We start from the raw sequence: 15,042 nt of genomic DNA, 5'->3' as shown, positions 1-15,042 counted from the left end.
CGGCGCCGGCGCGCACCCCCGGCGGGTGGCCCGCCCCAGGGCGTTTTCCCTGCGGGCTGCGCCGGGCCCGGGCGGGCCGGTTCAGCCCGTCGGGCGTTGCGGACGCGACACCGCGGGCTTCCCGGCCGTCGGGCGTTCGAGGGCATGGGGCCGCGTGCTTTCGGCCCGGTGGGGCGCTTGAGGACGTGGTGCGCAGCCTGGTGCCGCGTGCTTTTTCAGCCCGTCCGGCGATTGAGGACACCGCGCGCAGCGGGGTGCCGCGACCACCGGCGGGCGGGGGGCCGGGGCCGGGTGCCCACCCACCGTGCCGTGCCCCGCGCCGCCCACAACCGCGCCCCTACAACCAGCCCGCGAACTCCAGCGCCGCCTCGCCCTGCGCCCGCCGCCCCTCCGCCAGCGCCCGCGTGCCCGACTCCACCGCGCGGAACAGCGTCCACCCCCGCAGGCGCTCGCGGTCGACCTCCAACGAGTCCGCGAGCCGCTTCACCCGGCGCCGGGCCGCCGCCGCGCCGCCCGAGGAGGCGACCAGGTCCTCGACCCGGTCACGGACCAACCGCGCCAGGTCGTAGGCGCGTTCGCCCACCACCGGCTCCGGACCCACCGTCAGCCACGGCGAGCGCTCGCCCGCCAGGACCTTCCCCTGCCGGAAGTTGCCGTGCAGCAAAAGGAGTTCGGGCCCATCACCGGCCGCCACCAGCTCCGCCCGCGCGTCGAGCGCCGCCGCCACCAGCGGCCCGCCCGCCACCCGCATCACATCCGCCTGCCGCGCCGTGCGCTCGGCGACCGACTCCCAGCCGTGCCCGGCCGACGGCTCCACCCACAGCCGCCGCACCGTCCCGGCCGCCTCCAGCAGCGCCTTCGCCTCCGGCAGCGAGCGCAACGACACATCCGGCTGGAGCCGTTCGAGCAGCAGGCCGCCGTCCCCGTCGTCGTCCAGCACCCGGACCGCGCCCCAGCCGTCCCACGCCGTCAGCGCCGTCCGCTCCGCGTCGGGGGCGGCCTGCGGCGGGGCGAGCTTCAGCACCGCCGGGGTGCCGTCCGGCAGCCGGACGAGCAGGACCACGCTGCTGCGGCCGCCCGGCACCACCACCCGTTCGACGTCCAGCTTCCGCCGGTCCACCGCCTCGCGGACGATCCCGGGCAACTGCCCGAGCCACTCGGTGGTCCCGTCGAGAGCACGGACCAGCCGCTGGGGCGGTTCGAAAGCCATACGTCGTGTGATCCCTTGTCCGTTCAGCGGCTGCGGTCGTCGTCGGCGGCCCGCTCGGCGAGCCCAGGAAAGGCTACGCCGCTGCCGCGCCAGCGCACCGCACGCACGGCCGCCTCCCGCAGCGCCACGGCCGCCTCCCGCCGCAGCGTGCCCCGGGAGGCCCGCACCAGGTCCGCCCAGGCGCCCGCCACCCGGTCCTCCAGCTCGGCGGCGAGCCGCTTTGCCGCCTCCGCGTCCGGCACCGCGAAGGGCAGCGCGTAGGCAGGGGCGGCGGCCGCCGGTTCCGCGCCGAGGTCGCGCACCGTGCGGGCCAGGGCGTCCCGGCGCGCCCGGTGCGCGGCGTGCGCGGACGCGGCCTCCTGCCGTCGCTCGTCGCCGATCCGGCCGCCGACCACGCCGTAGCCGTAGACGACCGCGTGCTCGGCGGCCAGGGCGGCCTGCGCGGCCCGCAGCGTGCCCGCCGCGTCCACCTCGGTCACGGCGTCTCACCCTTCGTCAGCAGGTACGCGTGCGCGGCCCCCGCGGCGGCCACCGAGGCCAGCAGCCGGGCCAGTTCGGGCTCCGCGTCCAGCAGGGCCTCGGTGTGCGCGTCGGCGGTGCGGCGCTCGGCGGCGGCCAGCTCCGTCAGGGCGGCGCGCGGGTCGTCCGGGACGGAGCCCCCGGCCACCGGGGTCGCGGACACCGCCGGAGGAGCGGCCTTTGACGGTGAGGCGGCCACGGAAGGGGAGGCCGAGCCGGACGCGGAACCGGACGGGGACGCGGCAGCGGACGGCGCCGGCTTCCGGCCCCCCAGCGCCTCCGCGTGCGCCGCGACCGCCGCCCGCAACGGCCCGAGCCGTTCCGCCAGCGAGGGGTGCCGGGCGAGGACCGCGTCGTAGGTGCCGGCCAGGGCCGTGCTCCGCGCGGACAGCCGCGCCCGCAGGGCCTTCTCGGCCTTCGCCGGGTCCGCCCCGGCGACGGTGGCGGCGCCCCGCACCTCGGGCCTTCCGTTCGAACAGCCCGTCAACGCGCAGGCCGCGGCCGCCCCCGAGGCCAGCAACGCACGTCTTCGTGTCCATCCCGTGCGCCCCACGCCTGTTCTCCTCGGACCTCGCGGTGATCATCGCCGCAGGCGAGCGTACCCGCGGGTGCGGCGGTGGTGGACGGCAACACCCCCCGGGACCGGATACCCTTTCCCTCGACACGCGACGATCCCACAACAGCACACGCGGCCGAGGAGTCACCCGGATGAGCACCACCCAGAACGAGAGGCTGCGCGGGCTGCTGGAACCGCTCGTCGGCGCCGCCGGACTGGATCTGGAGGAGATCGAGGTCTCCCGGGCGGGCAGGCGCCGCACCCTGCGGATCGTGGTCGATTCCGACGAGGGCGTGGAACTGGACGCGTGCGCGGAGCTGAGCCGCGCGATCTCCCAGAAGCTGGACGAGACCGACGCCATGGGCGAGGACGAGTACGTCCTGGAGGTCACCTCCCCGGGCGCCGACCGCCCCCTCACCGAGCACCGCCACTACCGGCGCGCCACCGGCCGGCTGGTCCGTTTCCAGCTGCACGAGGACGGCGAGGTCGTCGCGCGGATCCTCGCCGTCGACGAGGACGGGATCGACGCCGAGGTGCCGGGTGTGAAGGGGCGCAAGCCGACCGCCCGCCGGATCGCGTTCGGCGACATCGCCAAGGCGCGTGTCGAGATCGAGTTCAACCGCAAGGACAAGAAGGAAGAGGAGGCGTAGCCGTGGACATCGACGTGAAGCTGCTGAAGGGCTTGGCGCAGGAGAAGGAGATCGCCTTCGACCTGCTGGTCGAGGCCATCGAGTCGGCCCTCCTCATCGCCTACCACCGCACCGACGGCAGCCGTCGGCACGCCCGGGTGGAGCTGAGCCGCGAGACCGGGCACGTCACGGTCTGGGCCAAGGAGGACCCCTCCGAGCTGGAGGAGGGCCAGGAGCCCAAGGAGTTCGACGACACGCCCTCCGACTTCGGCCGGATCGCGGCGACCACCGCCCGCCAGGTCATCCAGCAGCGGCTGCGCGACGCGGAGAACGACGTCACCTTCGGCGAGTACGCCCGCCGCGAGGGCGATGTGGTGGCCGGCCAGGTCCAGCAGGGCAAGGACCCGAAGAACGTCCTGGTCAGGCTGGACGACAAGCTGGAGGCCATCCTGCCGGTGCAGGAGCAGGTCCCCGGCGAGGAGTACACCCACGGTCTGCGGCTGCGCACCTATGTGGTGCGGGTGGCCAAGGGAGTGCGCGGCCCGTCCGTCACCCTCTCGCGCACCCACCCCAACCTGGTGAAGAAGCTCTTCGCGCTGGAGGTCCCGGAGATCGCGGACGGCAGCGTGGAGATCGCGGCCATCGCCCGCGAGGCCGGCCACCGCACCAAGATCGCCGTACGGTCCACCCGGTCGGGCCTGAACGCCAAGGGCGCCTGCATCGGCCCGATGGGCGGCCGGGTGCGCAATGTCATGGCCGAGCTGCACGGCGAGAAGATCGACATCGTGGACTGGTCGGACGACCCGGCGGAGATGGTGGCCAACGCGCTGTCCCCGGCCCGGGTGAGCAAGGTCGAGGTCGTGGACCTCGGCGCCCGTTCGGCCCGGGTCACCGTGCCGGACTACCAGCTCTCGCTGGCGATCGGCAAGGAGGGGCAGAACGCCCGCCTGGCCGCCCGCCTCACCGGCTGGCGCATCGACATCCGCCCGGACACCGAGGGCTCCGAGGCGGGCTCCGAGCGGGACTGAGCCCGCGGCCCGGAGTGGATCAGGACAACAACCGTTCGATTTTTGCCCCAAAGGGGTGAGGTCGGTGCGGGGAGGTAGACTTAAGCGTGTCTGGCCGGACGCATGCCCGCGCGTGCCCTGAGCGAACCTGTGTGGGGTGCCGGGAGCGGGCGGCCAAGAGCGATCTGCTGCGCATCGTGGTGATCGAGGGTGAGTGTGCCCCCGATGATCGCGGTACGCTGCCCGGCCGGGGTGCGTATCTGCACCCCGCCGTGGTCTGTCTCGATCTGGCGGTTCGCCGACGGGCGTTCCCACGGGCCTTCCGGGTTCCGGGACCGCTGGACACCGCCGGTCTCCGGCGGCACGTCGAGCAGACGGCACAGTGAGACGAAAGAAGTACGGCACGGAAACCCCCGTGCGGTCAGGTACCTCGCGAGTTGGAAGTAGGTCGAGATTGCGATGAGCACTCGATGAGTACGCGATGAGTACGCCCATGAAGTAGCGACGGTCCGGCGGTAACCCGGACCTAAAAGGAGCGAAGTGGCTAAGGTCCGGGTATACGAACTCGCCAAGGAGTTCGGTGTGGAGAGCAAGGTCGTCATGGCCAAGCTCCAGGAACTCGGTGAATTCGTCCGTTCGGCGTCCTCGACGATCGAGGCGCCGGTTGTACGCAAGCTGACTGATGCGCTGCAGGGGCCCGGCGGTACCGCCGGCAAGTCCGCAGCCAAGCCCGGCGCGCCCCGCAAGGCCGCGCCCAAGCCCGCCCCCGCGGCTCCCAGCCGCCCGGGCGGTCCCGCCGCGCCCTCCCCGGCGCAGGCACGTCCCGCCGCCCCGAAGCCCGGCGCACCGGCCCCCAAGCCGGCCCAGGCGGGCGGCACCCCCTCCGCGACCCCGGGTCCGCGTCCGACGCCCGGCCCCAAGCCGGCGCCGGCGAAGCCCGCGAGCCCGGTGCCCGCGGCCGAGTTCTCGGCTCCGGCTCCGGCGCAGCCCGCTGCCCCGCAGGCCCCCCGCTCCGGTGGACAGGGCGGTGCGACCCCCGGTCCCCGTCCGGCCGGCGGCCAGCGTCCGGCGGCCGGTGGCGGCCAGCGCGGCGGCGACCGTCCGTCGCGTCCGGCTCCCGGTCAGGGCGCCCCGCGCCCCGGCGGCCAGCGTCCGGCCGGTCCCCGTCCGGGCAACAACCCCTTCACCTCCGGCGGCTCCACCGGTATGGCGCGCCCCCAGGCGCCCCGTCCCGGCGGTGCCCGGCCCGGTCCCGGTGGACCCGGCGGCGCCCCCGGCGCCCCGCGTCCGCAGGGCGGTCCCGGTGGTGCTCCCCGTCCGCAGGGTCAGGGCGGCGCCCGTCCGACCCCCGGCGGCATGCCCCGTCCGCAGGCTCCTCGTGGTGCCGGCGGCCCCGGTGGCGCGCCCGGCGGCAACCGTCCCAACCCGGGCATGATGCCGCAGCGTCCCGCTGCCGGCCCGCGTCCGGGCGGCGGTCCCGGTGGCGGCGGCCGCGGTCCCGGCGGTGCCGGACGTCCCGGCGGTGCCGGTCGTCCCGGTGGCGGCGGCGGCTTCGCCGGCCGTCCCGGCGGCGGTGGCGGCGGTCGTCCCGGTGGCGGTGGCGGTTTCGCCGGCCGTCCCGGTGGCGGTGGCCCCGGTGGTGGTGGCGGCGGCTTCGGCGGTCGTCCCGGCTTCGGCGGTCGTCCGGGCGGTCCCGGCGGCCGTGGTGGCACGCAGGGTGCGTTCGGCCGTCCCGGCGGTCCGGCGCGCCGTGGCCGCAAGTCGAAGCGGCAGAGGCGCCAGGAGTACGAGGCCATGCAGGCCCCGTCGGTCGGCGGTGTGATGCTGCCTCGCGGCAACGGCGAGACCATTCGCCTGTCGCGCGGTGCCTCGCTCACCGACTTCGCGGAGAAGATCAACGCCAACCCGGCGTCGCTCGTCGCGGTCATGATGAACCTCGGCGAGATGGTCACCGCGACGCAGTCCGTCTCCGACGAGACGCTGCAGCTCCTCGGTGACGAGATGAACTACAGCGTCCAGATCGTCAGCCCGGAGGAGGAGGACCGCGAGCTTCTCGAGTCCTTCGACATCGAGTTCGGCGAGGACGAGGGCGGCGACGAGGCCCTGGTCTCCCGTCCGCCGGTGGTGACCGTCATGGGTCACGTCGACCACGGTAAGACCCGGCTCCTCGACGCCATCCGCAAGACGAACGTCATCGCGGGCGAGGCCGGCGGTATCACCCAGCACATCGGTGCGTACCAGGTCACGACCGAGGTCAACGGCGAGGACCGCGCGATCACCTTCATCGACACCCCGGGTCACGAGGCGTTCACCGCCATGCGTGCCCGTGGTGCGAAGTCCACCGACATCGCGATCCTCGTGGTCGCGGCCAACGACGGTGTGATGCCGCAGACGATCGAGGCGCTGAACCACGCCAAGGCGGCCGACGTGCCGATCGTGGTCGCGGTCAACAAGATCGACGTCGAGGGCGCCGACCCGACCAAGGTGCGCGGCCAGCTCACCGAGTTCGGTCTGGTGGCCGAGGAGTACGGCGGCGAGACCATGTTCGTCGACATCTCCGCCAAGCAGGGTCTGAACATCGACTCCCTGCTGGAGGCCGTGGTCCTCACCGCGGACGCCTCGCTCGACCTGCGGGCCAACCCCGACCAGGACGCGCAGGGCATCGCGATCGAGTCCCACCTCGACCGCGGGCGCGGTGCGGTCTCGACCGTCCTCGTCCAGCGCGGCACGCTGCGCATCGGCGACACGATGGTCGTGGGCGACGCCTACGGCCGCGTGCGGGCCATGCTCGACGACAAGGGCAACAACGTCGAGGAGGCGGCTCCGTCGACTCCGGTCCTGGTCCTGGGTCTCACCAACGTCCCGGGCGCCGGCGACAACTTCCTCGTCGTCGACGAGGACCGCACGGCACGCCAGATCGCCGAGAAGCGCGCGGCGCGCGAGCGCAACGCGGCCTTCGCCAAGCGCACCCGCCGGGTGTCGCTTGAGGACCTCGACAAGGTCCTCAAGGCCGGTCAGATCCAGGAGCTCAACCTCATCATCAAGGGTGACGCTTCCGGTTCCGTCGAGGCGCTCGAGTCGTCCCTGCTCCAGCTCGACGTGGGCGAGGAGGTCGACATCCGCGTGCTGCACCGCGGCGTGGGTGCGGTCACCGAGTCCGACATCGACCTGGCCATGGGCTCGGACGCGATCGTCATCGGCTTCAACGTCCGCGCGGCCGGCCGTGCCGCGCAGATGGCGGAGCGTGAGGGCGTCGACGTCCGGTACTACTCGGTGATCTACCAGGCCATCGAGGAGATCGAGGCGGCCCTCAAGGGCATGCTCAAGCCGGAGTACGAAGAGGTCGAGCTCGGTACGGCGGAGATCCGCGAGGTCTTCCGCTCGTCCAAGCTGGGCAACATCGCCGGTGTCCTCATCCGGTCCGGTGAGGTCAAGCGCAACACCAAGGCCCGCCTCATCCGCGACGGCAAGGTCGTGGCGGAGAACCTCAACATCGAGGGCCTGCGCCGCTTCAAGGACGACGTCACCGAGATCCGCGAAGGCTTCGAGGGCGGTATCAACCTCGGAAACTTCAACGACATCAAGATCGACGACGTCATCGCGACGTACGAGATGCGCGAGAAGCCCCGCGGCTGACGCGCCATCCGACCGGGGCCGGTCGGCGGAAGAATTTCCGTCGATCGGCCCCGGCCGTTGCGTGTACGGTTCTAGATCCCTGCCGGGTGCCGGCAGGCCCTTGAACCCGTACCGGCGGGACATCCGGACATACATGTACGTGGGGACACTGTCCTTCGATCTGCTTCTCGGCGACGTACGGTCGCTGAAGGAGAAGCGTTCCGTGGTCCGCCCGATCGTCGCCGAGCTCCAGCGGAAGTACGCGGTGAGCGCGGCGGAGACCGGCGGACAGGATCTCCACCGGCGGGCCGAGATCGGCCTCGCGGTGGTCTCCGGCGACACCGGGCACATCACGGACGTGCTGGACCGGTGCGAGCGCCTCGTCGCCGCCCGGCCGGAGGTGGAGCTGCTCTCGGTTAGACGCAGGCTCCACAGCGACGAAGACTGAATGAGCACCACGAGCACCACCCAGCAGCACGAGCAGCACCCAGCACGGCAAGCAGTACGCAGCAGCACACAGCAGGAACAGCAGCACACGCAGCACAAGGGAGAAGGACCAGTGGCCGACAATGCGCGGGCGAAGAAACTGGCAGACCTCATCCGGGAGGTGGTCGCCGAGAAGCTTCAGCGCGGCATCAAGGACCCTCGACTCGGGACGCACGTGACCATCACGGACACCCGCGTCACCGGTGACCTGCGGGAGGCCACGGTCTTCTACACGGTCTACGGCGACGACGAGGACCGGGCCAGCGCCGCGGCGGGGCTCCAGAGCGCCAAGGGCATCCTGCGGTCGGCGGTCGGCGCCGCGGCGGGCACCAAGTTCACGCCCACCCTGACGTTCGTCCCCGACGCGCTCCCGGAGAACGCGCGGACCATCGAGGACCTCCTCGACAAGGCGCGGGCCTCCGACGCCAAGGTGCGCGAGGCGTCGTCCGGCGCCGCGTACGCCGGCGAGGCCGACCCGTACCGCAAGCCCGAGGACGAAGCCTCGGAATGACGGACCGCACCCCTGTGCCCGACGGCCTTGTCATCGTCGACAAGCCGTCGGGCTTCACTTCGCACGACGTCGTCGCCAAGATGCGCGGGATCGCCAGGACCCGCCGCGTCGGACACGCGGGGACGCTCGACCCCATGGCCACCGGAGTCCTCGTCCTCGGCGTCGAGCGGGCGACCAAGCTCCTCGGGCATCTGGCGCTCACCGAGAAGGAGTACCTGGGCACGATCCGGCTCGGCCAGAACACCGTCACCGACGACGCGGAGGGCGAGGTCACCTCGTCCGCCGACGCCTCCGGGGTCACCCGGGAGGCCATCGACGCCGGGGTCGCCGCCCTGACCGGCGACATCATGCAGGTGCCGTCGAAGGTCAGCGCCATCAAGATCGACGGCAAGCGGTCGTACGCGCGGGTGCGCGGCGGCGAGGAGTTCGACATCCCGGCCCGGCCGGTGACCGTCTCCTCCTTCCGCGTCTACGACGTACGGGAGGCGGTGACCGACGACGGGCTGCCCGTCGTCGACCTCGTCGTCTCCGTCGTCTGCTCCTCCGGCACCTACATCCGGGCCCTCGCCCGCGATCTGGGGGCCGGGCTCGGGGTGGGCGGGCATCTGACCGCGCTGCGGCGCACCCGCGTCGGCCCCTACGGGCTGGACGCGGCCCGCACCCTGGACCAGCTCCAGGAGGAGCTGACCGTGATGCCGATCGCGCAGGCGGCGGCCGCGGCCTTCCCGCGCTGGGACGTCGACGCACGGCGGGCCAAGCTGCTCGCCAACGGCGTGCGCCTGGACATGCCCGCGTACGACCGCGCGCCGGTGGCGGTCTTCGGGCCCGAGGAGCGCTTCCTGGCGCTCGTCGAGGAGCAGAAGGGCAAGGCGAAGAGCCTGGCGGTCTTCGTCTGAGCTCCTGAGCTCTTGAGCTCTCGCGTGGAACGGGCGGCACCGCCGCCCGTTCCACGACCCCCCTCGGTTTCCCCCACCCACAGGTCTGTCCGCACGACGCCCCCGATTCACCTCATCGTGCAGGCGCTCGGAGTACCAGCGGGGCGCACAGGGGGCGCTTTCCCCCGCCGCGCCCCCTCGGTGATCATCCCCGGCCTACCGTCGGAGCATGGAACGCGGCACCACGGCACAGCTCGTACGGATCTGCGACGCGGCCGGCCGGCCGCTGGGCACCGGCTTCACCGCCGACGGACAGGGCACCGTCGTCACCGGCATCGAGGTGATCGGGGCACTGGAGGCGTCCGGGGGGCCCGGAAGCCGTACGGCGGTGACCGTGCGCGCCGCCGACGGCGAGCGCCCCCGTCCCCTCGCCCCTGGCGGCCTCGTCCTGCTCCCCGCCTCCGGGCTCGCCCTGCTGCGCACCGGCGGGTCCGTGCCGGGGACCCTTCCGCCGCCGCTGCCGGTCTCGGCGCGGGCCGGGATCGAACCGGGCACCTATGTCCGGGTCCGCGCCCACGGCGCCTGGCGCGAGGCCCGGGTCCTCGGGGCCCGGGGCCCCGGCGGCACCATCCTGGACCTGGTGATGGGGGCCGACGCACGGGACGCGCTGCGGATCGGCGGCGAGGCGGGCGGGCCCGTGCTCGACGCCGTCACCGGGGCGGTGCTCGCCGTCCTCGGCCCGCCGCCGTCCGACCCCGACGGCGGCTCGGTGCCGGCGTACCGTCTGCTGCCGCCGGGAGACGCGGCCGGTGCGGGGGCACTGGCCGTGCTGCTGCGGCGCAACGCGGCGTGCGCGCCGGCCCACGGGGCGGACCTGAATCTGGCGGGTGTGGTGGAGCTGACCAGGGCGCTGGGGGCGGTTCCGCCCGGTGGGGGGTGCGGGGGCGCGGCACCGGGCGCACCCGGCCCGGCGCCGGTGACCGTGTCCCCGGCGGTGGCCGCCGGGGGGCCGGCCGCCGCCTGGGCCGAGCCCGTCGAACGCCCCGAGGTGGCGCGGCAGTTGCCCGCGTTCCCGGACCGGCCGCCGGTGGTCCGCGCGCTGGTGGGGGACCCCGGCACCGGCCGCACCACGGAGCTGGCCGCCCTGGCCGCGCGCCGCGCGCAGGACCCCGCCCCGGGCCCCACCCTCTGGCTGCGCGGGGCGGATCTGCGACGCGAGGACGCCTCGGTCGAGGACGCCCTGGCCCGCGCGCTGGGGCGCGCGTCCCGCGTCCGCGCGGCGTCGCGGAGGCGGTCGCTCGGCGGCGGGGCGGGCGCGGGTGCGGGCGTGGGTGCGGGCGCTGCGCGGCCGGAGGTCGTTGCCGCGGGGGGTGGGGCCGGGGCCGGGGCCGCCGGCGGGGCGGCTCGGACCCGTGTTCCGGTGGCCGGTCCGGCGGCGCGCGCGGGTGGCCCGGGGGGTGGTGTCGCGGCGCACGCCGGGGTTCCCGGTGCCGACGCGCCCCCGTCGGCCGAGGCCGAGGTGGTCGGTCCCGGTCGGGCCGCCCGGGTCGCCGAGGCCGCCGGGCGTCCGCTGCTCGTCGTCCTGGACGGGCCCGAGGAGATGCCCCTGACCGGGGAGCGGTTCGCCTCCTGGGCCGCCCGCACCCGCGACTGGCTCACCCGCCACGGTGCCCAGCTGGTGATCGGCTGCGGCCCCGCCCACTGGGAGGAGGCCGCCGCCCTCTACGGCGCGGCCGCCGCACCCGTGCGCATCGGCCTCCTGACGGCCGCGCAGGCGGCCACGGCCCGCGCCCGCCACGGGCTCCCCGACGACGCCCTCGCCGGGCCCGACGCCCGCCACCCGCTCACCCTGCGCCTGCTCGCCGAGGTGCGGGCGGCGCAAGCAGCACACGGCGACGATCCGGGCGGGCCGGTGCCCGACCGGGCCGAGGTGTTCGCGGCCTGGCTGGACCTGGTGGCGCTCCGGGTCGCCGGGCGGGTGGCCGCCGCCGCGCCCGGTCCGGTGCGCGGGACCGCCGTCCGGCGGCTCGCCGCCCGGGCCGCCGGACGGGTCCACGAGCTGGCACGCCACTGCCTCGGCTCGGGCGGGCACATCCCCCGCGAGGCGTTCGAGACCCACTTCCCCTGGCGGGACGGCTGGGCCGCGGCCGTGCTCAGCGAGGGGCTGGTCGTGCCCGCCGGGGGTGGCTACCGCTTCGCCCACGAGGAGTTCGCGGACTGGATCCAGGGCGTCCACCTGGATCTCGACGCGGCGCTGCGCAAGCTGGTCCACCGGGCCCCGGCCGGCCCGCCGGTGCCCCGCCACCGGCACGGGCCGGTGCGCCACGCGCTCCTCCTCACCGAGCGGCGCCACGGGCCCGCCGCCCTCGCCGCGCACCTCGCCGCCCTGGTCCGGTCCCTCACCCCGGCCCCCGGGGACGCGCCGCCCGCGCGCGAGCCGCACGGGGCGTCGGGCGGACCGTACGTGTGCTCGCCGCACGGGCAGCCGCACGGCGAGCACGTACACCAGCCGTACGAGCGGCCCGCGCAGGGGCAGCCGCACGGTGAGCACGTGCGGCAGCCGAACGAGAGTCCGTACGGGACGCGGCACGGCGAGCCCGCGCGCGAGCAGCCGTGCGGGGGGCACGTGCACGGACAGCGCGTGCACGGGCTGTGCGAGCAGTCGTGGGGCGAGTCGTACGGGCAGCCTCCGCACGGGCTTTACGGCCAGCCGTGCGGGGACCACCCGCACGACGAGCCTGCGCCCGATCCCTCCCCGCACCGCTCGTGCGGGCAGCCGCCCGCCGAGCAGGCGAGCCGGCCGCACGGGCCCCAGGGCGAGCCGGCGCACGGGCAGCCGTGCGGGGGGCACGTGCACGGACAGCGCGTGCACGGGCTGTGCGAGCAGTCGTGGGGCGAGTCGTACGGGCAGCCTCCGCACGGGCTTTACGGCCAGCCGTGCGGGAACGACCCGCACGAGGAGCCCGCGCCCGCGCAGCGCGCGCAGCCGCGCGGCGCGCGCGTGCGGCAGGCGCCCGCGCAGCAACCGCACGCGGAGCCGCGCTGGTGGGCCGCGCGGCTGCTCGGGGAGGTGCTGCCCCGGCTGCGCGACGCCGAGCCGTACGCCGCCGTCCTGCGGGCCCTCGCCGCCCGGGTCGCCGCGGACGGCCGGGACCGGGACGCCTTCGGGCCCGCGTTCTGGGCGTCCCTCGTGCTCGGTGACCGGACCCTGCTCGACCTGCTGCGCCGGCTGCTGCCCGCCGACCCCGCCCCCGACGGCACCGCCGGGGCCAACGGGGCGCCGCGCCATCTGGATCTGGCGGCCGAGCGGCTGGCCGCCGACCCCGAAGCGGTCCAGCCCCTGCTGTGCGCCTGGTTCGCCGACGACACCCCCCTCGACACCCCGTTCGCCACCGGCCGGGCCGCCGGGGTGCGGCCCACCGTCGCCGCCGCCGCGCAGGCCCTGCTCTACGCCCGCCGCGACCGCGCCCCCGACTCCCTCGCCGAGGCCCTCCTCGCCACCGAGCACCCGCGCGCCCGCGAACTCCTGGGCGCCCTCGCCGACGACCACCCCTCCGCGTACTGCCGGGCCGTGCACCGCCGGGCCGCCGACCACCGGCCCGAGCGCCGGGCCGTCGCCGCCCTGCACCTGCCCGCCGCCGACGCCCGCGCCGGGGCGGGCGCCGACCGCGCCCTGCTGCGGAGCGCCGCCCGGGCGCTGCTCGCCGACGGCGTCCACGCGCCCGTCGCGCTCGCTCTCCTCGTCCGGGACCCGGCGGGCCGGGACGACCACCTGGACGCGGCCCTCGCCCTGTTCCGGGCCGGCGGGCTGCCGCCCGAGACCTTCACCGACGCCCTGCGCTCCCACCCCGGCCCGGTCCTCGCCGCCTTCCGGAGCCGGCTGCTGGCCCCGGGCGCCGAGGACGGGGGAGTACTCACGGCCGTCCTCGCCGAGGCGACCACCCCGTGCACCGCGCGCCCGGTCGCCGCCCTGATCTGCGAGTACGTCGACCAGCGGCCCGAAGCGGGCGCCCACGCGGCCGCGTACGTCGACATCCGGCTGGAGCGCCCGCCCGTCGACCGGGCCGTCCTCGTCCCCCTCGTCACCCGCCTGATGCGGGCCCGGCCCGTGCGGGTCCGCAGCGCGCTCGCGCCCGTCCTCGCCGCCCCGGGCAGCCCGCTCTCCCGCGCGCTGCGGGCCGAACTCCTCGACGCCCTGCTCGGCTACGAGCAGTACGCGGCCCGGGACCTGGAGGTGCTGGAGGCGGTGCTGCGCACGGCCGCCCTGACCTGCGAGACGCCCGCCCGGCCGGAGACCCGGGAGGTGGTGCACCGCGCCGGGCTCGTCCTGGTCCGCACACCCCTGGGCGCGTCCCGGCTGGATCTGCTGCTCGTGGACCTGGCACACCGGTCGGGCGCCTTCGCCGCAGCGCTCGGAAGGTGGACGGCCGAGGCCCCGGACGCCTGGGACCTGGTCGCCGGACCCCTCACCTGGCGGATGCTCGCCGAGGCCGCCGCCCGGCCCCCGCAGGAGCCGATGCCGGGCGGGGGGTCCGGGCATGGCAGTCTTAGACCTGCGCAGTCGGTCATCACACACACGGGTTCGGGCGAGGAGCGGTCACAGTGCAGCGCTGGCGTGGCTTGGAGGACATCCCCCAGGACTGGGGACGCAGCGTCGTCACCATCGGCTCCTACGACGGGGTGCACCGCGGCCACCAGCTGATCATCGGCCGGGCCGTGGCCAAGGCCCGCGAACTGGGCGTCCCCGCCGTCGTGGTCACCTTCGACCCCCACCCCAGCGAGGTCGTCCGCCCCGGCAGCCACCCGCCGCTGCTCGCCCCGCACCACCGGCGCGCGGAGCTGATGGCGGAGCTGGGCGTGGACGCGGTGCTGGTGCTGCCGTTCACCGTCGAGTTCTCCAAGCTGTCCCCGGCCGACTTCATCGTGAAGGTCCTCGTCGACAAGCTGCACGCCACCCTCGTCGTCGAGGGCCCCAACTTCCGCTTCGGGCACCGGGCGGCGGGTGATGTGGCCTATCTGACCGAGCTGGGCGCCACCTACGACTACGGGGTGAAGGTCGTCGACCTCTATGTGCGCGGGGCGGCGGGCGGCGGGGAGCCGTTCTCGTCCACCCTGACCCGGCGGCTCGTCGCCGAGGGCGATGTGACGGGCGCGGCGGAGATCCTGGGCCGGCCCCACCGGGTCGAGGGGATCGTGGTCCGGGGCGCCCAGCGCGGGCGCGAACTGGGCTACCCCACGGCGAACGTCGAGACCCTGCCGCACACGGCGATCCCCGCCGACGGCGTGTACGCGGGCTGGCTCACGGCGGACGGCGAGCGGATGCCGGCGGCCATCTCCGTCGGCACCAACCCGCAGTTCGACGGGACGGAGCGCACGGTCGAGGCGTACGCGATCGACCGGGTCGGGCTGGACCTGTACGGCATGCACGTCACCGTCGACTTCTTCGCCTATGTGCGCGGGCAGATGAAGTTCGACTCGGTGGACGAACTGCTGGTCGCCATGGCGGCCGACGTCAAGAAGTGCCGTGAGCTGACGGCTTAGAAAGTGTTGGGTAAGCCGTTGATCACTCGTGGTTGAGGTCTTCGGTGAGGCGTCGGGCTGCTTCGGTCTCGATGGGGCCGTGCGGCTCGATGT

At 75.1% G+C, this 15,042-nt stretch carries 12 protein-coding genes; 9 read left to right on the top strand and 3 right to left on the bottom strand.

The features are described 5' to 3' along the window. Nucleotides 1-337 precede the first annotated feature (337 nt). The 3 genes from ABZ457_RS29610 to ABZ457_RS29600 are packed head-to-tail and all read right to left on the bottom strand — an operon-like array spanning nt 338 to nt 2,282. Complete coding sequence (locus ABZ457_RS29610) at nt 338-1,210, bottom strand: aminoglycoside phosphotransferase family protein (RefSeq protein WP_359163828.1); 873 nt, start codon at nt 1,208-1,210, stop codon at nt 338-340. A 23-nt stretch (nt 1,211-1,233) separates the two neighbouring features. Next, nucleotides 1,234-1,689: a DUF4439 domain-containing protein gene (locus ABZ457_RS29605; RefSeq protein WP_359163825.1), complete on the bottom strand. Its 456-nt coding sequence runs from the start codon at nt 1,687-1,689 to the stop codon at nt 1,234-1,236. Beyond that, nucleotides 1,686-2,282 (bottom strand): hypothetical protein, encoded by a 597-nt coding sequence (locus ABZ457_RS29600; RefSeq protein WP_359163822.1) that lies wholly within the window; start codon nt 2,280-2,282, stop codon nt 1,686-1,688. The genes ABZ457_RS29605 and ABZ457_RS29600 overlap by 4 nt, the downstream gene beginning before the upstream one ends. 155 nt (nt 2,283-2,437) lie before the next feature. Here ABZ457_RS29600 and rimP point away from each other — a divergent pair, with 155 nt between their 5' ends. The 9 genes from rimP (at nt 2,438) to ABZ457_RS29555 (ending at nt 14,949) form a co-directional block, all read left to right on the top strand. Then, complete coding sequence (gene rimP, locus ABZ457_RS29595; protein ID WP_359163819.1) at nt 2,438-2,935, top strand: ribosome maturation factor RimP; 498 nt, start codon at nt 2,438-2,440, stop codon at nt 2,933-2,935. Nucleotides 2,936-2,937: 2 nt separating this feature from the next. Further along, complete coding sequence (gene nusA / locus ABZ457_RS29590) at nt 2,938-3,942, top strand: transcription termination factor NusA (RefSeq protein WP_359163816.1); 1,005 nt, start codon at nt 2,938-2,940, stop codon at nt 3,940-3,942. 86 nt (nt 3,943-4,028) lie between these two features. Next, the gene (locus ABZ457_RS29585; protein ID WP_078521846.1) at nt 4,029-4,307 is read left to right on the top strand and encodes a YlxR family protein; all 279 of its coding nucleotides are present in this window, start codon (nt 4,029-4,031) and stop codon (nt 4,305-4,307) included. 154 nt (nt 4,308-4,461) lie between these two features. After that, nucleotides 4,462-7,557: a translation initiation factor IF-2 gene (infB, locus tag ABZ457_RS29580; protein ID WP_359163812.1), complete on the top strand. Its 3,096-nt coding sequence runs from the start codon at nt 4,462-4,464 to the stop codon at nt 7,555-7,557. A 133-nt stretch (nt 7,558-7,690) separates the two neighbouring features. After that, nucleotides 7,691-7,984, top strand: a complete 294-nt coding sequence (locus ABZ457_RS29575; protein WP_359163810.1) for a DUF503 domain-containing protein — start codon at nt 7,691-7,693, stop codon at nt 7,982-7,984. 111 nt (nt 7,985-8,095) lie between these two features. Further along, nucleotides 8,096-8,533, top strand: a complete 438-nt coding sequence (gene rbfA / locus ABZ457_RS29570) for a 30S ribosome-binding factor RbfA (protein WP_018849956.1) — start codon at nt 8,096-8,098, stop codon at nt 8,531-8,533. After that, nucleotides 8,530-9,429, top strand: coding sequence for a tRNA pseudouridine(55) synthase TruB (truB, locus tag ABZ457_RS29565; protein ID WP_359163808.1), 900 nt, complete (start codon nt 8,530-8,532; stop codon nt 9,427-9,429). The genes rbfA and truB overlap by 4 nt, the downstream gene beginning before the upstream one ends. A 208-nt stretch (nt 9,430-9,637) precedes the next feature. Further along, nucleotides 9,638-14,110 (top strand): serine protease, encoded by a 4,473-nt coding sequence (locus ABZ457_RS29560; RefSeq protein WP_359163805.1) that lies wholly within the window; start codon nt 9,638-9,640, stop codon nt 14,108-14,110. Further along, nucleotides 14,011-14,949 carry a bifunctional riboflavin kinase/FAD synthetase gene (locus tag ABZ457_RS29555; RefSeq protein WP_359163802.1) on the top strand — a complete coding sequence of 313 codons (939 nt, stop codon included), beginning with the start codon at nt 14,011-14,013 and terminating at the stop codon, nt 14,947-14,949. Before ABZ457_RS29560 ends, ABZ457_RS29555 begins: the two co-directional genes overlap by 100 nt. Nucleotides 14,950-15,042: the final 93 nt, after the last annotated feature.

The organism is Streptomyces sp. NPDC005805, assembly GCF_040630445.1.
Taxonomy (GTDB): Bacteria; Actinomycetota; Actinomycetes; order Streptomycetales; family Streptomycetaceae; genus Streptomyces.
Note: the sequence above shows the minus strand (reverse complement) of the source record. Positions and strands in the feature narration are given on the sequence as shown.